The 18,212-nt window shown below is 64.9% G+C and carries 25 protein-coding genes and 1 tRNA gene; 17 read left to right on the plus strand and 9 right to left on the minus strand.

Going from position 1 to position 18,212, the window contains the following annotated elements:
• Positions 1-39 precede the first annotated feature (39 nt).
• Together Q4543_RS14955 and Q4543_RS14960 are read left to right on the plus strand one after the other, a co-directional pair.
• Entirely contained in the window at positions 40-1,437 is a 1,398-nt protein-coding gene (locus Q4543_RS14955; RefSeq protein WP_303439373.1) for an ABC transporter substrate-binding protein, read from the plus strand.
• Positions 1,434-4,085 carry an ATP-binding protein gene (locus Q4543_RS14960; protein WP_303439375.1) on the plus strand — a complete coding sequence of 884 codons (2,652 nt, stop codon included), beginning with the start codon at positions 1,434-1,436 and terminating at the stop codon, positions 4,083-4,085. The genes Q4543_RS14955 and Q4543_RS14960 overlap by 4 nt, the downstream gene beginning before the upstream one ends.
• Here the strand turns inward: Q4543_RS14960 and Q4543_RS14965 are convergent.
• A complete protein-coding gene (locus tag Q4543_RS14965; protein WP_216005215.1) occupies positions 4,052-4,756 on the minus strand; it encodes a response regulator in 705 nt (234 codons plus the stop codon). The two genes, Q4543_RS14960 and Q4543_RS14965, sit on opposite strands and share 34 nt — an antisense overlap.
• A 146-nt stretch (positions 4,757-4,902) precedes the next feature.
• On the opposite strand from Q4543_RS14965, the gene Q4543_RS14970 reads away from it, so the two are divergent.
• Positions 4,903-6,423, plus strand: coding sequence for an aldehyde dehydrogenase family protein (locus Q4543_RS14970; protein ID WP_303439378.1), 1,521 nt, complete (start codon positions 4,903-4,905; stop codon positions 6,421-6,423).
• A 39-nt stretch (positions 6,424-6,462) separates the two neighbouring features.
• Here Q4543_RS14970 and hisA read toward each other — a convergent pair whose 3' ends face one another.
• On the minus strand, positions 6,463-7,182 hold the full coding sequence (hisA, locus tag Q4543_RS14975) for a 1-(5-phosphoribosyl)-5-[(5-phosphoribosylamino)methylideneamino]imidazole-4-carboxamide isomerase (protein WP_216005217.1): 720 nt from the start codon (positions 7,180-7,182) through the stop codon (positions 6,463-6,465).
• Positions 7,183-7,411: 229 nt separating this feature from the next.
• Here hisA and Q4543_RS14980 point away from each other — a divergent pair.
• Positions 7,412-7,487: transfer RNA gene (locus Q4543_RS14980), tRNA-Thr, on the plus strand.
• 74 nt (positions 7,488-7,561) lie between these two features.
• Here Q4543_RS14980 and Q4543_RS14985 read toward each other — a convergent pair.
• From Q4543_RS14985 to Q4543_RS15010, 6 genes are all read right to left on the minus strand, one after another.
• Positions 7,562-8,653, minus strand: a complete 1,092-nt coding sequence (locus Q4543_RS14985) for a tyrosine-type recombinase/integrase (protein ID WP_303439381.1) — start codon at positions 8,651-8,653, stop codon at positions 7,562-7,564.
• Positions 8,650-8,838: a hypothetical protein gene (locus Q4543_RS14990; RefSeq protein ID WP_303439382.1), complete on the minus strand. Its 189-nt coding sequence runs from the start codon at positions 8,836-8,838 to the stop codon at positions 8,650-8,652. Before Q4543_RS14990 ends, Q4543_RS14985 begins: the two co-directional genes overlap by 4 nt.
• A 224-nt stretch (positions 8,839-9,062) precedes the next feature.
• Positions 9,063-9,293 (minus strand): hypothetical protein, encoded by a 231-nt coding sequence (locus Q4543_RS14995; RefSeq protein WP_216005220.1) that lies wholly within the window; start codon positions 9,291-9,293, stop codon positions 9,063-9,065.
• 63 nt (positions 9,294-9,356) lie between these two features.
• Positions 9,357-9,563: a hypothetical protein gene (locus tag Q4543_RS15000; protein WP_303439384.1), complete on the minus strand. Its 207-nt coding sequence runs from the start codon at positions 9,561-9,563 to the stop codon at positions 9,357-9,359.
• Positions 9,560-9,850, minus strand: a complete 291-nt coding sequence (locus tag Q4543_RS15005; RefSeq protein WP_303439386.1) for a hypothetical protein — start codon at positions 9,848-9,850, stop codon at positions 9,560-9,562. The genes Q4543_RS15000 and Q4543_RS15005 overlap by 4 nt, the downstream gene beginning before the upstream one ends.
• The gene (locus Q4543_RS15010; RefSeq protein WP_303439388.1) at positions 9,847-10,188 is read right to left on the minus strand and encodes a hypothetical protein; all 342 of its coding nucleotides are present in this window, start codon (positions 10,186-10,188) and stop codon (positions 9,847-9,849) included. Before Q4543_RS15010 ends, Q4543_RS15005 begins: the two co-directional genes overlap by 4 nt.
• A 229-nt stretch (positions 10,189-10,417) precedes the next feature.
• Here Q4543_RS15010 and Q4543_RS15015 point away from each other — a divergent pair, with 229 nt between their 5' ends.
• Positions 10,418-11,020 carry a hypothetical protein gene (locus tag Q4543_RS15015; protein WP_303439389.1) on the plus strand — a complete coding sequence of 201 codons (603 nt, stop codon included), beginning with the start codon at positions 10,418-10,420 and terminating at the stop codon, positions 11,018-11,020.
• Positions 11,021-11,197: 177 nt separating this feature from the next.
• Here the strand turns inward: Q4543_RS15015 and Q4543_RS15020 are convergent, their stop codons facing one another.
• A complete protein-coding gene (locus Q4543_RS15020; RefSeq protein ID WP_303439390.1) occupies positions 11,198-11,827 on the minus strand; it encodes a S24 family peptidase in 630 nt (209 codons plus the stop codon).
• 88 nt (positions 11,828-11,915) lie between these two features.
• Here Q4543_RS15020 and Q4543_RS15025 point away from each other — a divergent pair, with 88 nt between their 5' ends.
• The 12 genes from Q4543_RS15025 (at position 11,916) to Q4543_RS15080 (ending at position 18,141) form a co-directional block, all read left to right on the plus strand.
• Positions 11,916-12,116: a hypothetical protein gene (locus Q4543_RS15025; RefSeq protein WP_216005226.1), complete on the plus strand. Its 201-nt coding sequence runs from the start codon at positions 11,916-11,918 to the stop codon at positions 12,114-12,116.
• Positions 12,113-12,439, plus strand: a complete 327-nt coding sequence (locus Q4543_RS15030) for a hypothetical protein (RefSeq protein WP_303439392.1) — start codon at positions 12,113-12,115, stop codon at positions 12,437-12,439. The genes Q4543_RS15025 and Q4543_RS15030 overlap by 4 nt, the downstream gene beginning before the upstream one ends.
• Before the next feature lie 256 nt (positions 12,440-12,695).
• On the plus strand, positions 12,696-12,950 hold the full coding sequence (locus Q4543_RS15035) for a hypothetical protein (protein WP_303439394.1): 255 nt from the start codon (positions 12,696-12,698) through the stop codon (positions 12,948-12,950).
• Entirely contained in the window at positions 12,950-13,219 is a 270-nt protein-coding gene (locus Q4543_RS15040) for a hypothetical protein (RefSeq protein ID WP_303439396.1), read from the plus strand. Before Q4543_RS15035 ends, Q4543_RS15040 begins: the two co-directional genes overlap by 1 nt.
• Positions 13,216-13,455: a hypothetical protein gene (locus Q4543_RS15045; RefSeq protein WP_303439398.1), complete on the plus strand. Its 240-nt coding sequence runs from the start codon at positions 13,216-13,218 to the stop codon at positions 13,453-13,455. Before Q4543_RS15040 ends, Q4543_RS15045 begins: the two co-directional genes overlap by 4 nt.
• On the plus strand, positions 13,452-14,078 hold the full coding sequence (locus Q4543_RS15050) for a helix-turn-helix domain-containing protein (protein ID WP_303439400.1): 627 nt from the start codon (positions 13,452-13,454) through the stop codon (positions 14,076-14,078). The genes Q4543_RS15045 and Q4543_RS15050 overlap by 4 nt, the downstream gene beginning before the upstream one ends.
• Positions 14,075-14,362, plus strand: coding sequence for a hypothetical protein (locus tag Q4543_RS15055; RefSeq protein ID WP_303439402.1), 288 nt, complete (start codon positions 14,075-14,077; stop codon positions 14,360-14,362). Before Q4543_RS15050 ends, Q4543_RS15055 begins: the two co-directional genes overlap by 4 nt.
• A gap of 18 nt (positions 14,363-14,380) precedes the next feature.
• Positions 14,381-15,109 (plus strand): helix-turn-helix domain-containing protein, encoded by a 729-nt coding sequence (locus tag Q4543_RS15060; protein WP_303439404.1) that lies wholly within the window; start codon positions 14,381-14,383, stop codon positions 15,107-15,109.
• A 13-nt stretch (positions 15,110-15,122) separates the two neighbouring features.
• A complete protein-coding gene (locus Q4543_RS15065; protein ID WP_303439406.1) occupies positions 15,123-15,737 on the plus strand; it encodes a hypothetical protein in 615 nt (204 codons plus the stop codon).
• Entirely contained in the window at positions 15,734-16,384 is a 651-nt protein-coding gene (locus tag Q4543_RS15070; protein ID WP_303439408.1) for a transcription termination/antitermination protein NusG, read from the plus strand. The genes Q4543_RS15065 and Q4543_RS15070 overlap by 4 nt, the downstream gene beginning before the upstream one ends.
• Before the next feature lie 697 nt (positions 16,385-17,081).
• Positions 17,082-17,705 carry a hypothetical protein gene (locus tag Q4543_RS15075; protein ID WP_303439410.1) on the plus strand — a complete coding sequence of 208 codons (624 nt, stop codon included), beginning with the start codon at positions 17,082-17,084 and terminating at the stop codon, positions 17,703-17,705.
• On the plus strand, positions 17,683-18,141 hold the full coding sequence (locus tag Q4543_RS15080) for a phage terminase large subunit family protein (protein ID WP_303439412.1): 459 nt from the start codon (positions 17,683-17,685) through the stop codon (positions 18,139-18,141). Before Q4543_RS15075 ends, Q4543_RS15080 begins: the two co-directional genes overlap by 23 nt.
• The last annotated feature ends 71 nt before the right edge of the window (positions 18,142-18,212 follow it).

An 18,212-nucleotide genomic window follows, 5' to 3' on the forward strand; every position in this document is an offset into this window, starting at 1 on the left:
CAGAGGCACCCGCCAGATGAACAGAGTATGTCGCGCAGCATGGACAGGATTGTAATATTTGTCATATGGGCCGCGTTTGCCTGCCTTGGCGGGGCTGCGCAGGCGATCACCGTACTGACGCGCGATGGCAAGCCGATCGCGGGGCCGGCGCAGATGCATGGCGCAAGCTTTACCGCCGCCACGGGCACGCCGGTGCAGGTGGTGCGGCGCCCCTTCGATGGGCTTTACGCCGAGATCATGCTGGGCTTTGTCACCGGGCGCAGCAGGGCGGATGTGCTGATCTTTCCCGCCGCCTGGCTGCCGGATTTCGCGCCCTATCTTGCGCAGGTTCCCGAGGCGCTGGTGAGCGGCCCGCTGGTGCAGGGCATCGCCCCGGCCTTTCGCGACACGCTGATGCGCTGGCAGGGTGCGTGGAAGGCGGTGACGCTGGACGGCGATCTGCACATGGGGGCCTATCGGCGCGATTTGTTCGAAGACCCCGCCATCGCCGCTGCATGGCACGCGCAGACCGGCAGCGCGCTGGCTCCGCCGCGAACCTGGGTCGAATACACCCGGCTGGCAGAGTTTTTCGCCGCCCGACCCGAGGTGCGCTACGGCACGCTCGAGGCATCGGCGCAGGGCGGGCAGCGGCTGTGGTACCTGTTCAGTCACGTCGCCGCGCTGGTCCGCTCGCCCGGAGCGTTGTTCTTTGATCCGCAGACCATGCGCCCGGCCATCGACAGCCCGCCCTGGGTCGAGGCGCTGACGCAGTATCTTGTGGCCATTGCCACGGGGCCGGGGGATCTTGGCAGCCACGAGGTGCGCACACGTTTTGCCGCTGGCGAGGCCGCGATGGCCGTCGACTGGTCGGACATCGGGCTCTATGCGTCCGATCCCGGGCTGTCGGCTGTGGCGGGGCGCACCGGGTTCTTTGTGCTGCCGGGCAGCGACCGGGTCTGGACCGGGGCCTCATGGCAGCGGCAAGAGCCGCAGCCGGTGCCATTCCTCGCCTTTGGTGGCTGGATCGCCGCTGTCCCTGCCGATGCCGCCGATCAGGAGGGCGCGTGGGATTTCATCCGCTGGATGATGGACCCGGCGCGCGCCGATGCGGATGTGCGCGACGGCGCGTCGGGATTGAACCCCTACCGCAAGGCCCAGCTCGAAGACCTTGCGGGCTGGGCCCGCGTCATGGGCAGCGCGGCGCAGGGCTATCTGGATGTTCTGGGCGACAGCCTTGCCTCGCCCCATGCCGTGCCCGACCTGCGTATTCCGGGGTATCCGGCCTATCTGGCGGTGCTCGATGCCGAGCTTGACGCCGTGCTGGACGGGCGCAAGCCCCCGTCAGAGGCGCTGTCTTCGGCCGCTGCCGCATGGGATCAGATCACCGACCGTCTGGGGCGCGCGGCACAGGGGCGCAATTACCGCGAAGCCATGGGCCTGAAGGAGACCGCCCCATGAGATGGCGCGGCATCGAAGGGCGGATGCTGTTGATCGTGGCGCTATCGAGCCTTGCGATGGTTGTGGCAAGCGTTGCGGCGCTTGGCGCGCTGAATCGCATCGGTCGCGCCGCTGAAGAAGTCACAGAGCGTGACCTGCCCGAAGTCACGGCGGCGCTGGAACTGGCGCGGATCGGCGAGCGGCTGCAAAGCCGGGGGGCGTCGCTGATGGCGGCGGGATCGCAACGGGCGACGCTGGCGGCGCAGGCGGCCATCGATGCCGATCTTGCGGCCTTTACCGCGCAGGCCGAAGCCCTGCATGCGGTACGGCCCGACGTGCAGCGTATCCCCGCCGAGGCGCAGGACCTCGCGGCAGAACTGGCCCGGCTTCGCGCGCAGCTCGACAACCGCCGGGCGCTTGGCGCTGGGCAAGAACTCGCCCGGCGCAGGATGTTCAACGACATTGACCAGCTGCGCCAGCTCATCGGCCCGTCGATCCTTGCGATCGAGGCGATCACCTCGGGCAACGCGCTGGCCGAGCCGGGGACATGGCGCACCGCAGTGCGCTCGCAAGCGCCGCTGCTGGCGGTGGAACGGCTGACCAACCTTGCAACGGCGGCGATCCTGCGGGCGGGCGGGGCCGATGCCTATGGGCTGGCGCAGATCCGTGCCGGTTATGCCCGCAGCGTGGCGCAACTGGAGACGCAGGTGGCTGCGCTGCCGCAAGGGCTGCGCGCCGGGGCCGAGGCGGCGGCGCGCAGCTTTGCAGAGCAGCTTTCGCCGGGCGGGCTGTTCGATCTGCGCGCGCGCGAGCTGGCGGCGCAGGCCGGTGCCCAGACCGCTTTGACCGGGGTCGGCGACCGGGCCGCGACGCTCAAGCGGATGGTCGATGCCGGTGCCATCGAGGCGGGACAGCGCATGGCGAGCGTCACGCAGGGCCTGCGCCAGACCATCCTTGCGCGCAGCTCGCAATTCGCTGCCGTCGGGCTGACGGTGATCCTGCTTGCGGCGCTGGCCTCGTACCTGTTGGTGATCCGCCCGCTCGGGCGCAACCTTGCCGGGGTGACCACCGCCATGACCCGCCTTGCCGCCGGTGAGCGCGACGCGCAGGTGCCCGGCGCCGAGCGGCGCGACGAGATCGGCGATCTTGCCCGCGCCTTCACCGTTTTCAAGGATAACTCGGTCCATATGGAGCAACTCGACCGGCAACTGGCTGAACGCTCAAGCCTGCTGCTGACCACCTTCGAGACCATGAAGGATGGCTTTTCGGTGTTTGACGAACACCGCCGTCTGCGGGCCTTCAACCCGCAATATGCCGCGCTTTACGGCTTTGATGCGGCGGATCTGGTCAACCGCCCGTCGTTGGAGAGGATCAACCGGCAGCTGCGCGCGCAGGGGGTGCGTGCCTTTTTGCCGGGCGGCGAGGAGCTGCCCCTTGACCGGGTGTCGCAGCGGCGGATGACACAGGCCTACCGGCACGAATTGCGCTTTCCCGGCGGGCGGGTGATCGAACTGCGCTCGACCCCGAATCCGCGCGGCGGCTTTGCCACCATCCATATGGATGTCACCGAACAGCGGAACACCGAAAGCCAGCTGCTACAGGCGCAGAAGATGGAAAGCGTTGGCCTGCTGACCGGCGGCATCGCGCATGATTTCAACAACATCCTTGCGGTGATCCTTGGCAATCTCAACATCCTCGCCCGCGAAGAGACGGTGCCCGAGCCGCTCAAGGGCCGGGTGCGCCGAGCGCAGGGCGCGGCGGAACGGGCGGCGGGGCTGGTGAACCGCCTGCTGACCTTTGCCCGCCGCCAGCGCCTTGCGCCGGAAAACGTCGACGTCAACGCGCTGGCGCTCGGCATGGCCGATTTGCTCGAGACCAGCCTTGGCAGCGGGGTGCGCCTGCGCATGGATCTGGCCGAGGGACTGGCAAAGCTGCGCGTCGATCCGGGCCAGCTCGAGGCGGCGCTGATGAACCTTGCGGTGAATGCGCGCGATGCGATGGGCGGGCAGGGCGAGATCACCATTGCAACCCGCCCGGCGGGCGAGATGGTGGCGCTCAGCGTCTCCGACACCGGGCCGGGCATCCCCGAGGCGCTGGCCGCGCAGGTGTTCGAGCCGTTCTTCACCACCAAGCCGGTGGGCAAGGGCAGCGGGCTGGGCTTGTCGATGGTCTATGGCTTTGCCCGCCAGTCGGGCGGCAGCGTGCAGATTGAATCGGCTGCGGGCGCTTGCATCACCCTGCATCTGCCGGTGTCGAAGCTGGGCGACACCCCGACGCCCGAGTTTGCCGACTTGCCGCATGACGCCTGCATTCTTGCGGTCGACGACGATGCCGACCTGCTTGAGGTGACCGGCGAACAGCTGCGCCGGCTGGGCTATGCGGTGGTGACGGCGCGGGGCGCCCCCGAGGCGCTGGAGCTGCTGGAAGAGATCCCCGAGATTGACCTGCTGTATTCCGATGTCTCGATGCCCGGCGGCATGAGCGGCGGCGAACTGGCGCAGGCGGCGCGGCGGATGCGGCCCGATCTTGCGGTGCTCTATACCTCGGGGGGGGCTGCCGCAGGGCTCTCGCCCCTGTTGCGCAAGCCGGTGTCCGAAGAGCTGCTTGCCAGCTCGGTCCGCCGCGCGCTTGAGGATCAGAGCCGCGTCACCTCGGTATCGAACACATAGCCCGCGCCGCGTTCGGTGCGGATCAGGGTCGGCGCCTTTGGGTTGGGTTCGATCTTGCGGCGCAGGCGCAGGATCAGCACGTCGATGGTGCGGTCGAACACCTCGCCGCCATCGCTGCGGGTGCGCTCAAGCAGCTGGTCGCGCGACAGCACCTGTCGCGGCGATTTCACGAAGGCCTCGAGCAGCAGGAATTCGGCGTTTGTCAGCGCGGTCTGCGCGCCGCCGGGGCTTTTCAGCTGCCGCGAATCAAAGTCGATCACCCAGCCGGCAAAGCCGCGCCGGTCGTGATCGAGTGCCGGAGGCTGCGCGGCGCCCGAGCGGCGCAATACCGCCTTGATCCGGGCCACCAATTCGCGCGGATTGAACGGTTTGACGACATAATCGTCGGCCCCCATCTCTAGCCCGAGAATGCGATCGACATCGCCGCCAAGGCCGGTCAGCATGATGATCGGAATCTGCGATCCGGCCCGCAGGCGCTGGGCGATGGCCAGCCCGTCGCCATCGGGCAGCCGCAGATCGAGCAGAATCAGGTCGGGCGTCGCGGCCTTGATCGCCGGGCCGATCTGCGCGGCGCACTCGGCCTCGCCGATTTGCCAGCCCTGTGCGGTCAACTCGAAGCGCAGCAGATCGCGCATGTCTGCGTCGTCGTCGACGATGAGAATTCTGACCATGCGCCCTGTCCCTCGCGAAGTGAGCAGCAGGTAGCGTGTTGTGCACTTGCGGGCAACCATGCGCGCTGGGCGTGGGGCAGTTGCTGGCGCCCTGCGGCGCTTCGGTGATAGGCTTTGCTCCAAATGCCATTCGAAGGAGCTTTTCGATGCTGACCGAACCTCTCAACGCCCTGACCGCCCGCACCATGGACGCCTGCGGCAGCCCTGCCGCGCTGGACGTGGCGGGCGGCATGGCCGTGGTTTCGCCCGTTACCGGCGAGACCGTGGCGACGCTGGCGGTGCACTCTGCCGCCGATGCGCAGGCCGCGGTGGATCTTGCAAGCGCCGCCTTCAAGAGCTGGCGCATGGTGCCGGCGCCGCGCCGCGGTGAATTGGTGCGCCTGTTCGGCGAAGAGCTGCGCCGCGCCAAGGAAGACCTTGGCCGCATGGTGTCGATCGAGGCGGGAAAATCACCCTCCGAAGGGCTGGGCGAAGTGCAGGAGATGATCGACATCTGCGATTTCGCCGTGGGCCTGTCGCGCCAGCTTTACGGTCTGACCATCGCCACCGAGCGTCCCGGCCACCGGATGATGGAAACATGGCACCCGCTGGGGGTGGTTGGCATCATCACCGCGTTCAACTTCCCCTGCGCGCCGTGGTGCTGGAACGCGGCGCTGGCGCTGGTCTGCGGCGATCCGGTGCTGTGGAAGCCCTCGGAAAAGACCCCGCTGACGGCGCTGGCTGTGCAGGCGGTGTTCGAGCGTGCTGTCGAACGCTTTGGCGATGCGCCCGAGGGGCTGTCGCAGGTGCTGGTCGGCGGGCCGGAACTGGGCGAAGCGCTGACCGACAGCCCCAAGGTTGCGCTGGTGTCGGCCACCGGATCGACCCGCATGGGCCGCATCGTCGGCCCCAAGGTCGCAGCCCGCTTCGGGCGCTGCATTCTGGAACTGGGCGGCAATAACGCGGGCATCGTCTGCCCCAGCGCCGACATGGACATGGCCCTGCGTGCCATCGCCTTTGGCGCCATGGGCACCGCCGGGCAGCGCTGCACCACCATGCGCCGCCTGTTCGTGCACGAAAGCGTCTATGACCAGATCGTGCCAGCGCTGAAAAAGGCCTATGCCAGCGTGTCGGTCGGCAATCCGCTGACCTCTGGCGCGCTGGTTGGTCCGCTGATCGACCGCGCGGCGTTCGACAGCATGACCGCCGCGCTGAAAGAGGCCGCCGAGCTGGGCGGCACCGTGCATGGCGGCAGCCGCGAGGCGGTCGAGGGCGAGGCGGCCTATTACGTCAAGCCTGCCATCGTGGAGATGCCGGTTCATGACGGCCCGGTCCTGCGCGAGACCTTTGCGCCGATCCTGTATGTGATGAAATACAGCGATTTCGATGCCGCGCTCGAGGCCCACAACGCTGTCGGAGGCGGGTTGTCCTCGTCGATCTTCACCACCGACCTGCGCGAGATGGAAACCTTCCTGTCGGCGCGCGGTTCTGACTGCGGCATCGCCAACGTCAACATCGGCACATCGGGGGCCGAGATCGGCGGCGCATTCGGCGGTGAAAAGGAAACCGGCGGCGGGCGCGAATCCGGATCGGATGCATGGCGCGCCTACATGCGGCGGGCGACCAACACCATCAACTACAGCCGCGAGCTGCCGCTGGCGCAGGGCGTGACCTTCGACATCGGCTGAGGCATTGGCGTGGCGGGGCAGGGTGCCCCGCCGCGTTCCTCAGCGCAGCGCCTCGAGCGCCTCCTTGAGATCGATTGCGCCATCATAAAGCGCCCGACCCGAAATCGCACCGTTCAGCGCCGCGCCGCAATCGCGCAACGCCTTCAGATCCCTGATCGAGGACACCCCGCCCGAGGCAATGACCGGAATGGTCACCGCCTGCGCCATGGCCGCAGTGTAGGTGACATTGGGCCCCTGCATCGCGCCATCGCGGTTGATGTCGGTATAGATGATCGCCGCAACCCCATCATCCTGAAAGCTTTTCGCCAGTTCGACGGCGTCGACATCGGTGATCTCGGCCCAGCCTTTGGTGGCGACCATGCCATCCTTTGCGTCAATGCCCACCGCGATCTTGCCGGGGAAGGCGGCGGCGGCTTCGCGCACCAGCGCCGGGTTCTCGACCGCGACGGTGCCAAGGATCACCCGCGCCAGCCCCCGCTCGAGCCACATCTCGATGGTGGCCATATCGCGGATGCCGCCGCCAAGCTGGGCAGGGGTGTTGGTCAGCCGCAGGATCTCTTCGACTGCGGCCCCGTTCACCGGCTCGCCAGCGAAGGCTCCGTTGAGATCGACCAGATGCAGCCATTCGCACCCGGCGGCGACGAATTCCAGCGCCTGCGCGGCGGGGTTGTCATTGAAGACCGTGGCCTTGTCCATGTCGCCGCGAAGCAGGCGCACGGCCTTGCCGTCCTTGAGGTCGATGGCTGGGTAAAGGATCATGACGTCCACACAATTCTGTTTTGTCCTACATTTCATGAGACGGGCCGTGATGCAATTGGCCCTTGCGCAGAGCCTCCTGCGCAGGCCAGGCGCGCTGCCCGCAGGTGCCTCGCACCGGGCGTAGAATTCTGCGCGCAGACGCTCCAGCCGGTCTTGCCCGCCGGAATTTGCTCTGCTAAACGCTCGTCAGCGCCTTGGTCGCCCCATCGGGGTGCACCGTGCCAAAGGTGCCCCTATAGCTCAGCTGGTAGAGCAACTGATTTGTAATCAGTAGGTCCGCGGTTCGAGTCCGTGTGGGGGCACCATATCACAAAAACACCCCTGATTTTGCTTCGTTTTTGACGATAAGTGCCACACGGAAAATTGGGCGTGGGGCACCTCAGCCCCAAACGATGTTTGAAATGCTCGACAAGGCTTGCTGCGAAAGTACGCTCCGCTGGGCTGTCTGCGTGTAAATTCTCGTTGTGGATGGCTGGGTGTGAGACAGCACCGCACCAATCTGTTGCTCGTTGGCCCCGGCCTCCGCGAGCATGGTCGCCATGCCTTTCCTCACCCCGTGCGAGGAGCGATTCTGAAGCCCGGCGTCATCGCACCAGCGGCGCACGCGGGTCCTCAGTGTTTCGACATTCTTGAACGGCTTTCCGCGCTCCGAAAGCAGGTAGGCGGGGCCAACGACCGGCATCGCCCGGATCGTCCGAAGCAATGGTGGCAGGATTGGCATCGAGACGGGCGCACTGCCCTTCTTTCCTGGCTGCCACTCCAACCATACCGCGCCATTGCGCGTCACCTCATGATGCCGCCCGAGGTGGCATAGGTCGCCGATGCGCGCGCCGGTGAACATCGCGAGCGTGAGCCACAGAAATGCCATGCTGCCGGGAGGATGCGAGCTTGCGAATTGTCGCATGTCGGCGGCTGTCCACGGCGTTGTGCCGCCCTTGCTCTTGTGGATTTTCGCGATGCCCTGCGCCGGGTTGTTCTCCATGGCGCCGGTTTCGATTGCGAAGGTATACATCGCCTTCGCCGCCTTCATCATGTTGTCGGCTTCAGCCGGCGTTGCGGCGCGCGCATTGCGGACACGGACGAGGGCGTGCTGGGGAAGATCCAGATGCAGGTCGCCGTAGCGGTCACCATCATCGTCGAGGTGGACACAGAGGCGACTGAGCAAGCTGCGGCGTTGCTTGAGTGTGGACGGGCTGGCGTTGCCGCCCTCTACCATCTTCTCAAGATGCGCCAGGTATCTCAGGCGCAGCCCGTCAAGGCTTTCGCGCGGGACCTCTGGCGCTGCTGGCTCTCCCTGCCATTTCTCGCCGACGCGCGCGGCGCGGTAGTGTTCAAGGAAATCGGGGTGTTCCGGACCAACTGGCACGGTGGTTCTTTTACCCTTTCGCCCTTTCATTCGGACGATATGCCGAGTGTTGCCCGAAGGCAGTTGCTCGGAGTACCAGCCGGGGAATGGGTTCGGGGGCGTCATTTTTCACCGTATCGCTTGAGCGATGTTACCTGCTTGCCGCGATACTCGTCAGCGTCATAGCCGAATTTCACGCCGTCCGGGCCGACCGACACGATGCGGGCGCGAGGTTCGAGGGCTCTGACTGCCTTCCACGCGTCCTCAATCTGCCGCGGAGTCGGCATGGAAGGGGCTGCTGCTTTTGCCATGATCTCAACCTCTCGGCTTGTCGGCTGGCAGGATATCACGCTGCCAAGCATCGTGTCCGAGGGCAAGAAACGCATCGAGGGCAACGCAGGATGTCGCGCAGCCGATTAGCACTTTGAAAGGGCGGATCATCCGAGCCACCCCACAAGCGCGCTGATGCCTTCGGCCACACCGTATGCCAGCAGCGCGGTGATGCCGGCGCCGGGCAGGATCCACATGACCGGGTTCATGCCAGCACCGGCCACATGCGAAACGCCAGCCACGTCGCCAGCCCGATGATCGTCAGAAGGGCGATGATGATGTACCACGCGGCGGCCGCGACGGTGTTGTCCTCCGGATCAGGTGAACGGTGCGGCGGGCAAAGGATGCTTGCGGGCTCGACACTCCATGCGTCGAGCTTGTCGCCGCTCTGGTAGGAGGTCAGTGCCTCTGGTGTGCGGATGTCGGGGTTGGTCATCGCTAGGTTCTCCTGTCTGGCTCATTGGAAGGCGCCCCCAGCGTGGGGGCGCTGACCGATGGGTCAGGCGGCGCGGTCTCTGATCGAGGCCAGCAGTCGCCGCGCGGTCTGGTGATCGGAAAAGGTTGCCTGCGGATGATCGAGGACCAATCGGCAGGCCGACGCGACGGTGGTGATGTCGTACAGTGCCGCGTCTGCCATGACCTCGCAGGCATACCAGCGCGCGAGATCTTCGTGCTCGATTGGTCCGTGTCTGGGGCCGTGGGTCATGGCTGGGTTTCCTGGTATCTGGCGCGCCACGCACTCAGCAGGTCGGGCAATGTTCCCGCGCCGACGCCGATGTTTGCGGCGCGCAGGCGCGCATGGGTGGCGGTGATCGTGATGCTGATACCGTGGCGCGGTGCCATGTCGGCGATGTCGGCGGCAATCTTCTGGGGCAGGGGTATGCCGATCTGCGCTTCGGCGGCGGCGATGTGATCGGCAAATTTGCGAAACGTGGCGCGCTGTTCTGCGGATATCAGCGCGCCGGCCGCGATCTGCTGCGCGGGTGCGTTCATGCCGCATCGCCGCCGAACATGCGCGAGATGACGGCGCGCGTGCGGGGCAGCGCCCGGATTCGCGCGGCATCAATTGGGTTCGCACTGGGGGCAGGGGGCAGCGGATCGGGGTCGCCTTCGACGATCACCTCGACGAAGGGGGCGTCGGGGATGGCGGCGTGGCCGGGAAGGTGGCTGGGCATCGCATCCAGCCGTGCGACCTGCCGGGCGCTGAGCGGCTGACCGCGGGCGGCCTTGGCGTCAAGCCAGGCGGATTGCAGCGCCGCCGGGCAGCCATGGGAAAGTTCCGGGGTGCAGAGCGTCTTGGCAAGTACTGTGAATTTCTTGGGAATGAGCATCGCTGCCTCCATCGGGGTTGATGGTTATGCAAGATGCAGGGGAATTTTACCCCTGTCAATAAAAAGGGGTAAAATTCCCCCATAAAAGTTGCTGGTCGCGTTTGGCATGGCTAGAGCGGGGTGCGCTGCATGGTATGGCGCACAGCAAAAAGCCTGGCTCGGGGCGGGCGGGGGTGAGCACCGAGAAATTCCTCGAATTCCGTGCTAGATCCAATTCAGGAGGTGTCAGATGCTGACCACAGAGTTTTTCGATCTTTCGCTGTCTTTGCAGGCAGCTCTCGCTGCAGGGTACTTAGGCTATGTCACTGCGTACGCGGGGTTCCGGCGTGATCATGCGGCGACAGATGCTGTATTCATCTCTCTTGCGTTCGCTTCGCTCGCGATGCTCGCGTTCGTACTTCTTGAGCGGTTCGGTCTGGTCGCCAGCTTCATCGCTGCTTTCGTGACGAGCCTGCTAAGTGCGGGGCTTTGGCGCAAGTGGGGACGGAAGGGCTGGCTTTGGTGCGTGGGGAGCGTTGGCGTACATCGCGATGACGGTGCGCATGGCGCATGGTCTGGCATTGTCCAGACTGACCGACGCGTGGGCCAAGTGTCGGTCCATACCGTCGGTGGTCGGGTGCTCTATATGAACGATCGCTCGAAGTATCACGACGCGCCATGGGGTGGGCTGTATCTCGGCGGAGATGGATCGGTCGTTATGGTCGTAGAGGAAGAAGAGTTGAGCGACGGAAGAGAGGAGGAGCGCACCGGCATCAATGACGAGCTCATGGGGACGAGAATGACATACATCCCAGCAAGCCACGTTGCGCGGGTCAACATCCGAATGAAATAGGTTACTTCTTCGGTGGCGGCTTTGAGGTGCTGGTCATCCTGTTCGGGGAGGCGCTGGCGCCAGGCGGGGTTGTGCCTCTTGGGCTTGCGCTTCGGATGATCGGCTTGGGTGATGCGCCATCTGTCATCGATGTTGGCTTTTGGGGTTTGTCAGTCATTTGCTTCACCTTGCATAAGGTTACACCTTCCTTGCCAGATCAGAGGGCCATGCCAGTCGCACGCGCGCCGCCCATTTCAGCCGCTTGTTCCACATTGTCTGTGCGCCGGGGTTCAGTGAAATCAGGTGGAACAGGCCCGGCTCGTCGCCCGCCTTCACCTGTTTGACCCAGCCCATGCCGTCCTCATCCTCGACCACGCAGCGGTGGCCGATTACGTCGCTGGGGATGCCGTTGTCGGTTTGGCGGGTGTAGAACAGGAGATCGCCTGCGCTGTACATCGGCTCCATACTGTCGCCCTCGACCTCGACTGCGACGATGCCGTGCGGAGATAGGCCGGGCGGGCATTCGACCTGGGGGCCGTCGCCTTTGGCGTAGGCATCGAACACGGGAACCTGAGCGCCTGCGCCAACTTTTCCGGCTATTGCGATGGTGCTTGGCTTGCTGATCTGTCCGGCCATGAAGGCTTCCATGCTCACGCCAAACGCGTGCGCGACCTTAATGGCGTCATCAACATTCGTGCTGCGGCTTTTACCTTGAAGGAATCCCTTGAATTGCTCGTAGGACACATCAGCGCTGGCCGTAACCTCGCGGAGGGAGCGGCCAGTCACGCTTAGGGCAGATGCCAGCGCCTCTTTGAAGGTTCGGAACATGGGTAAAATATACCTAGTGCGATAGGTTTGTGGCATGGCGTAAGTTTACCCTTGTAATATGGGGGAAATATACCCCGTAACTTTGCGCATGGAAGATTTGATCGCATACGTCGAAGCCTACGCGGCTTCTGTGAACCGGAAGCCCCAGTGGGTTTTGCGTGAGGCCATCGGCGCGGGCTGGAAGGAATGGGAGTCGTGGCGGGCAGGTGAGTCCAGCCCAACCATGATCCGCGTGGATCGGCTGAAGGCCTACATCGAGGCGAACCCGCCGCAGGAGGAAGCGGCGTGAGTGATCATCTAAAACTGGTTGTATCGAATCCATGCTCTGAGCCTGAATCGCGCAATGGACTCGGGTCGCGGTCCAAAGATCTGGACCGATACAGGATCCAGGTGATCGCCGCCGACATCTGGTCTGGTTGGCTAAGGGTCGAATTCCGCCGCCCCGAAGATGTCGCGGCGTACTTTGAGGTGCGCAACAGCACCGCGTGGAACTGGTGGAACGCCAGCACCCGACCGACTGCCGACAAGGTGATGATCGCGGTGCTCGAGCGGCCCGGGTTCATGAGCCATCTTTCCGATGTGCTCCTCGCAGATGCGCGGCGCGCCGGATGATTGGCGCTCCGTGTGTAGTTGCCGCTTCGGGGCCGAGCGGGGCGGGGTGTGAGGCCCCCCGTGGCATGGCGCGCGGGGCATTGTCCCTCGCCCGGCTGATCTCCTCCCCAGAGGTCGGGCGGCCCCGCGCGTCATCGTATCCCCCCAGGGGCTATCGGCTGTGTCCCTCCTGTCAGACTTCCTCCCGGCGTGTGCGGCGTCGGGAGGCCTTTTGCGGAGCTGAGCGATGTCACGCGGCGATCTTAGGCGCGCCGTGATGCGCGAGTTCACAGCGGACCCGGAGCGGACCTGTTTCGAAATCGCCGAGGCCGCAGGCTGTTCGGCGGCATATGTCCGTGTCGTTGCGCGGCGCGAGGGCGTCACGTTCGGGCGCGCGTTGAGGGTTCCGGCAAGGGCAACGAAAAACCGCATCTGGTTGGAGCGTGAGGCGCTGCGCATGAACTGCACGATCGCAGAGGCCATCGACGCGATCGTCACGGATGCGCGCCTTGATTCAGAGGAGGCCGACTGATGGTTGCGCGGGCAAATTTCTTTACGCGAGAGGATGATGAAACCCTGCTCGAGATGCTGGATCGGCGTGATCGGTGCGGGATGTCGGCGCTGGCGACGGCGCGCGAACTAGGCCTGACCAAGGGTCGGGTATCGGGATCGCTGCATCGCGTCGACCGTGCGGAGGCGCAATTCGCGGAGGCCTGCGCCGCGGCACAGAGGTCGGTCTGTGTTTGTGCAAAGGCCGAGAACTGCGATGGCGGGATGCCGCGCGGCTGGTGGCGTCAATGAGCACCGCAACGCCTCTGGCCATTGTGCGGCGCCGGGCCTTCCCCCTCGGGCAGCTCGAGCTTGACCTGATGCAGAGCGCTTGCGGCGCGCGGCCCTGGGCACTGCGCACAGCGCCCGAGATGGGCGCGGCCTGCCGGGTTCTGACCAACGGATTTTGTGACAGCGCCGCTGAGCGCGCCGAGCTGGCAGCCCAGTTGCGCGCGCTGGCGGATGCAGTGGAGGCATGGGTAGAATGACCAAAACACTCGAAGCGGCCAGCAAGCGTGCGCGGCTCATTTTGGACTTGAGCAAGCAGGGTGCCCCGATCGCGGACATCGCAGAGAAGGCTGGGTGCTCGCGCGCAACCATTGGCCGTATCAGGGCAGAGAACGGATTTCGTGTGGAGAGGTCCGGGGTTCCGTCGAAGTTCAGCGATGAAGTGATCCGCTCGACGCATGAGCGAGGGTTGATCGACAAGCTGGCGGCAGAAGAGATCGGGATCTCGGTCGCCTATTATGGGCGGCGGCGGCGGGCGTTGGGCCTGAGATCGCATGCGTTGCCCGGAATGCCCCCCGCGATTTCGGACGACACGATCCGCGAGCTGCACGCCCAGGGGCTTAGCGATATCGAGGCCGCCGGCGTCTGCGGTTGCCACCCGAGCACCTTCAACCGGCGGCGCCTGCGGCTCGATCTGCCCGCCAATCGTAAAAGGGCGGATTGGCCGGTCCCTGGGTCGCCGACGCTGGTCTCGCCGGATGTTTCAAGGCCCGACTTGGTGGAAAAAACGGTTCGCGGTGCTTTTGCCATCGACACGGCGCGGGTCGAAATCCTGCGGGCTGCCGAGCCGCTTGTCACGCGGGCGATGGGTGCGCTGACATGAGCGCAGGCGAGGACCTTGTCATCGCTGCATCGGCCATGGTGCTGCATCGCGGCGGTCTGCGCTTGTGCGGGGATCTTCTCGCGGCCCTGGAGTGCTCGCTGCGCTTCTGCCCACGGTCCGCGCGCCTTGGCCGCGCCATAGAGGCCGCGGAACTGGTTCTGGCCGCGCGCGATGCTTGTGACGATGTGGCCTTCGACGCGGCGCGTGACGCGTTGTCGCGTGAGGTATCGGCCCTGTTGGCTGGCAAGGCGCATGACCAGCTCCGCCGGGCGCGTGGCGTCTGAGATGGCGGGAACTATCGGATGGGTGCAGGCGTGAGCAGCACAGCGAAAGAATATGAGCTTGTCGCCCCCGAAGGGCGCCACTTGATCGTGCCCGGCGATTGGGAGCGGCTACGCTTTGGCTGGGTCGATGCAGTGATCAGCGATGCGTCCCTCGGGGCGCAGGCGCAGGTCGTCGCACACGTTCTGGCCATGCGCTATGCCAACCGCCACACTGCCCAATGTGACCCCGGTCTGGCCGAGCTTGAGCGCGCTACAGGCCGCAGCAGGTCGACCCTAAAGCGGGCGATTTCCGAGTTGATCGACGCCGGGTGGATCACCCGCGTGGTTGGTCGCGGTCGGGGCAATCGCAGCGGATACGGCTTTCTGACGCGCGCCCGAATCGTGACCCTAAAAGGGGCCAGATCAGTGCCGAAAAAAGGGGATAACCCTGAACCCTTTTCTGGGTCGGAAAAGGGTTCAGATCAGGGCTGTCAAGAAAAACAAAAGGGGTCAAATTTGAACGGAAAAGGGGTCAAATCTGAACCCCCCTATTATATAGATAAACCATGTAAGAACCATGGGGCCACAGACCGGCCTCGAAATCTCTCCGACAACCCGATGGTGATCCGCGATTCGCAACGCGCCGTTGAGCGGTTTCGGAGTGGACACGCTGACGCCTTCGACGGGCTTCAGATCTGGATCATTGATCACATCATCGCCGCGAACCTGCTGACGCCCGAAGAGCGTGAGCGGGCGGAATTGGGCTGAGAAAGGGTAGAGCATGACCGAGGGGCAGACCATCGCAGAAACGAAGCGTGACCGGGTGCGGCGTATCCTGATCGAGCCGCTGACCGAGTGGGGGTTTCGCAAGCCCGGCGACATGCGGGCGGATCGGTTCAATGGCTTCATGGCCGCGCTGTGCGACGGGATGGGGTATCTGGCTGATGAGCAGCTTGAAACCTTGTGCGCGGCGCTCCGGACCCGCGGGGAAGGCAAGGACCGACGCGGATGGCCCCGCATGGCCACGATCACAGCGCTGGCGGAGGCGATTGCCCCAAGGCCGATCGAAGAGATCCCGGCGATGCGCCGGTGGTTCGCATCCGTCGAGGGACCCAAGGCCGTCCGGGATGGCGCGCTGGTGGCCCTGTTTCTGTTCTGGGAGAAGTTCAAGCGTCCACCGCTCACTGACGGGGATCGGCGCGCGATCCGGGACAAGGCGCACGGGCTCGACAGCGACGTCCGTGTGCGCCGTGACCGGGAGCGTCGTGGTGTGGCGAGTGCGGACGATCTGCAGTGGCTCGCCTGGCACAACGGGATCGAAGGGCGGGCGATGGCGCTCGTCGGCGAGGGCAGCGGACAAACAGCGGCGATGCCGAACACGGGGGGTGAGGCATGATGCACGGGAAGGTCGAGGCCATGGCGATGGATTGGTTCGCGGTGCGCTTCCGCGTGAAGCACAATCCTGGGCGCACAACCTGCGTGATCGGGGCCGAGAGGGAGGCATACGTCGACCGTCGTGGTCGGTCGCGTGTCAGGGCCGTTACGGGAACCGGGACCCGCGTCTTCGTTCCAGAACTGCTTTGCCGCCGCGCCGGGTTCGAGGTGTTCCTGCCGGTGCGCAAGGACTGGCGGCGCAAGAACCAGTTCTCTGCCGAGAAGGAACTGCGGTCTTTCCCGCTGATACCCGGCTGGATGTTCGTCGGGTGGCAGGCGGGTGCGAGCCGCTGGCACGAGCTGGCGGCGCTCGACGTGATCGACGCGCCGTTCGGCGTGAACGGGCGTCCGCTCCGGATCCCGGAGCAGCGTATCGTCGCCCTGATGCGGCAATGGGGCGGTGGTCGTTTGTCGCCCGAGATGAATCGGTACATGCGCGCGGGGCATGAATTCGCGATTGGCGACAGGATGCGTATTGCATGTGGGCCGTTCGATGGGTTCGAGGCCCGCGTGATCGGGGTAGATGGGCCGCAAGCACGTGCATTGGTTGATTTTTTTGGCCGTGAACAGGTGGTGACGCTGGCCACTGCAAGCCTTGAGCAGTGGTGAAGCACGGCTGCGGGGCTGTGTATTTCTCGTTGACAGCCCCGCGACGGCACGCTTACCGATTGTGCCAGGACGATCCAGAGCGGTCCCTGCCATCGAGGTAATCACGCGTTACGGCGCGGAAGGGCAACACCGTGGACCCGAGCGTGCGGACGAGGCGATAGCCAATCCCGCAACGCAGAGTGCGACGCAGTGGCGACATGAAGATCTTGGAGCTGCGCCCCTTTCGAGGCGCTATTCTCTCTTGCGGGTCTGGTGGCGGATGTCATCGAGGATCAGGATGATCTTTTCGATGCCCTTCAACACGCAAAGGCTGAAAGGCCTGCGATGGCCCACCCCAAGGTCAGGGGGATGGCCCCGGCGTTCAGCGCAAAAGCGGCTGCAACAAGGGCGATCAACAGGCTCGCCCAGCGGCGAGGTGAAGAACCAGCATTGAGAACTCCTTTGGCTTCAACGGGCGGACTGTAGCGATCCGATTGACGCTGGCCATGCCGCAATCTGCGTAAGGCACGAGATTTACACTCCGAAAAGCAGGCTGAACTTGTCGGAGAGAAATTTCCCGGCGGGTCCTTCCTGGGGCTGTGCGTATACGGGGCGGCATAGCGCAGAGGTTTTGCAGCGGTAAACGTTCAGCAAAGCCTAAACGAAACAATAGTTTAACGAGCCGGAAACGGTTTAGAGAGGCGATGGACCAGGCAGCATGGGCGATCGGGTGACCACGACAGAGCTGGCGGGGAAGCTGAACCTTTCCAAAGGCCGGATCAGCCAGATGGTTTCGAAAGGCCAGCTTGCCGGATGCTATGACGGTGACGGACGCGCTCGCCGGTTTGACCTGTCGAAGGTGGCCGAGAAACTTTCAGGGCGGCTCGATCCGGGTCAGCTGATGGGGAACGGGTCGCAGACCAAGCGCGCGCTTCGCGACATTGCGGCCGGTCGCGATGAGCCAGAACCAAAACGGCCCGCCGAATCCAGTCAACTCACGCGACAAGACCCGGACCGCTATGAGTTGGCGCGGACGCAAAAGGTCGAGGAAGAGGCCCGGCGTCTGCGTCGGCAGAATGCGGAGGATGCCGGCCGCTTCGTCCTGGCGTCGAGCGTCGAAGCGCAAGTGCGCAGGCAGTTGGCAAAAGAGGTTGCCCAGTTTGAGACGATGCTGCGGGATGGGGCGCGACGGGTCGCGGATGAGCTGGGGGTTGATTACCTTCAGGTGAGGCGCTGCCTTCTGGATGTCTGGCGCGCTCATCGCGGGCAACGTTCTGATGGCCTCGCCGAAGAGGCCGCTGCTGCCGAAATGTCGGACGATGAGCGCGATGCGGACTTCTGAGGGTTATCTGGCGGCAGCGGAGCGGGTCGTGCTCGCCGCGATGTCGGGGGCCATGGCCCCGCCGCCGCCGCCCGACATTACGCGCTGGTGCGAAGAGAATATCGAGTTCGACGAACGCTCGCCGATGCCCGGACCATTCCGGATTGAGCGGTTTCCATTCCTGCGCGAGATCCACGAAGTACTCAGCCCCGAGCACCCGGCGCGGGATGTAACGATCCGGGGCAGCGCCCAGTGGGGAAAGACAGTTTCGATCGTCAATCCGGTGGTTGGTGCCTGGCATGAGTATGGACCGCTCGATAGCCTTGTCGTGCACCCCACGACCAGCGCCGCGACGGAATGGGTCGACAACAAATGGTTGCCGATGCGGCGGCAGGCCCCGAGCCTGCGAAAGATTTTTGGCGATGGGCGTGGAGGTGACAACAAGGACGCCGGGTAGTGCCCCGAGAGGTGGTGTAAGAGCGCCGACCTTCGGAGAGGTCCAAGGCTGATCAGGTCGCCACGGCGGAC

Source organism: Salipiger sp. 1_MG-2023 (genome assembly GCF_030547555.1).
Taxonomy (GTDB): Bacteria; Pseudomonadota; Alphaproteobacteria; order Rhodobacterales; family Rhodobacteraceae; genus Salipiger.

Excerpts from the sequence above, each read along its gene's own strand:
- Q4543_RS14955 (WP_303439373.1), top strand. The coding sequence starts at position 40 with ATGGACAGGATTGTAATATTTGTCATATGGGCCGCGTTTGCCTGCCTT.
- Q4543_RS14960 (WP_303439375.1), top strand. The coding sequence starts at position 1,434 with ATGAGATGGCGCGGCATCGAAGGGCGGATGCTGTTGATCGTGGCGCTA.
- Q4543_RS14965 (WP_216005215.1), bottom strand. The coding sequence starts at position 4,756 with ATGGTCAGAATTCTCATCGTCGACGACGACGCAGACATGCGCGATCTG.
- Q4543_RS14970 (WP_303439378.1), top strand. The coding sequence starts at position 4,903 with ATGCTGACCGAACCTCTCAACGCCCTGACCGCCCGCACCATGGACGCC.
- hisA (WP_216005217.1), bottom strand. The coding sequence starts at position 7,182 with ATGATCCTTTACCCAGCCATCGACCTCAAGGACGGCAAGGCCGTGCGC.
- Q4543_RS14985 (WP_303439381.1), bottom strand. The coding sequence starts at position 8,653 with ATGACGCCCCCGAACCCATTCCCCGGCTGGTACTCCGAGCAACTGCCT.
- Q4543_RS14990 (WP_303439382.1), bottom strand. The coding sequence starts at position 8,838 with ATGGCAAAAGCAGCAGCCCCTTCCATGCCGACTCCGCGGCAGATTGAG.
- Q4543_RS14995 (WP_216005220.1), bottom strand. The coding sequence starts at position 9,293 with ATGACCAACCCCGACATCCGCACACCAGAGGCACTGACCTCCTACCAG.
- Q4543_RS15000 (WP_303439384.1), bottom strand. The coding sequence starts at position 9,563 with ATGACCCACGGCCCCAGACACGGACCAATCGAGCACGAAGATCTCGCG.
- Q4543_RS15005 (WP_303439386.1), bottom strand. The coding sequence starts at position 9,850 with ATGAACGCACCCGCGCAGCAGATCGCGGCCGGCGCGCTGATATCCGCA.
- Q4543_RS15010 (WP_303439388.1), bottom strand. The coding sequence starts at position 10,188 with ATGCTCATTCCCAAGAAATTCACAGTACTTGCCAAGACGCTCTGCACC.
- Q4543_RS15015 (WP_303439389.1), top strand. The coding sequence starts at position 10,418 with ATGCTGACCACAGAGTTTTTCGATCTTTCGCTGTCTTTGCAGGCAGCT.
- Q4543_RS15020 (WP_303439390.1), bottom strand. The coding sequence starts at position 11,827 with ATGTTCCGAACCTTCAAAGAGGCGCTGGCATCTGCCCTAAGCGTGACT.
- Q4543_RS15025 (WP_216005226.1), top strand. The coding sequence starts at position 11,916 with ATGGAAGATTTGATCGCATACGTCGAAGCCTACGCGGCTTCTGTGAAC.
- Q4543_RS15035 (WP_303439394.1), top strand. The coding sequence starts at position 12,696 with ATGCGCGAGTTCACAGCGGACCCGGAGCGGACCTGTTTCGAAATCGCC.
- Q4543_RS15040 (WP_303439396.1), top strand. The coding sequence starts at position 12,950 with ATGGTTGCGCGGGCAAATTTCTTTACGCGAGAGGATGATGAAACCCTG.
- Q4543_RS15045 (WP_303439398.1), top strand. The coding sequence starts at position 13,216 with ATGAGCACCGCAACGCCTCTGGCCATTGTGCGGCGCCGGGCCTTCCCC.
- Q4543_RS15050 (WP_303439400.1), top strand. The coding sequence starts at position 13,452 with ATGACCAAAACACTCGAAGCGGCCAGCAAGCGTGCGCGGCTCATTTTG.
- Q4543_RS15055 (WP_303439402.1), top strand. The coding sequence starts at position 14,075 with ATGAGCGCAGGCGAGGACCTTGTCATCGCTGCATCGGCCATGGTGCTG.
- Q4543_RS15060 (WP_303439404.1), top strand. The coding sequence starts at position 14,381 with ATGGGTGCAGGCGTGAGCAGCACAGCGAAAGAATATGAGCTTGTCGCC.
- Q4543_RS15065 (WP_303439406.1), top strand. The coding sequence starts at position 15,123 with ATGACCGAGGGGCAGACCATCGCAGAAACGAAGCGTGACCGGGTGCGG.
- Q4543_RS15070 (WP_303439408.1), top strand. The coding sequence starts at position 15,734 with ATGATGCACGGGAAGGTCGAGGCCATGGCGATGGATTGGTTCGCGGTG.
- Q4543_RS15075 (WP_303439410.1), top strand. The coding sequence starts at position 17,082 with ATGGGCGATCGGGTGACCACGACAGAGCTGGCGGGGAAGCTGAACCTT.
- Q4543_RS15080 (WP_303439412.1), top strand. The coding sequence starts at position 17,683 with ATGAGCGCGATGCGGACTTCTGAGGGTTATCTGGCGGCAGCGGAGCGG.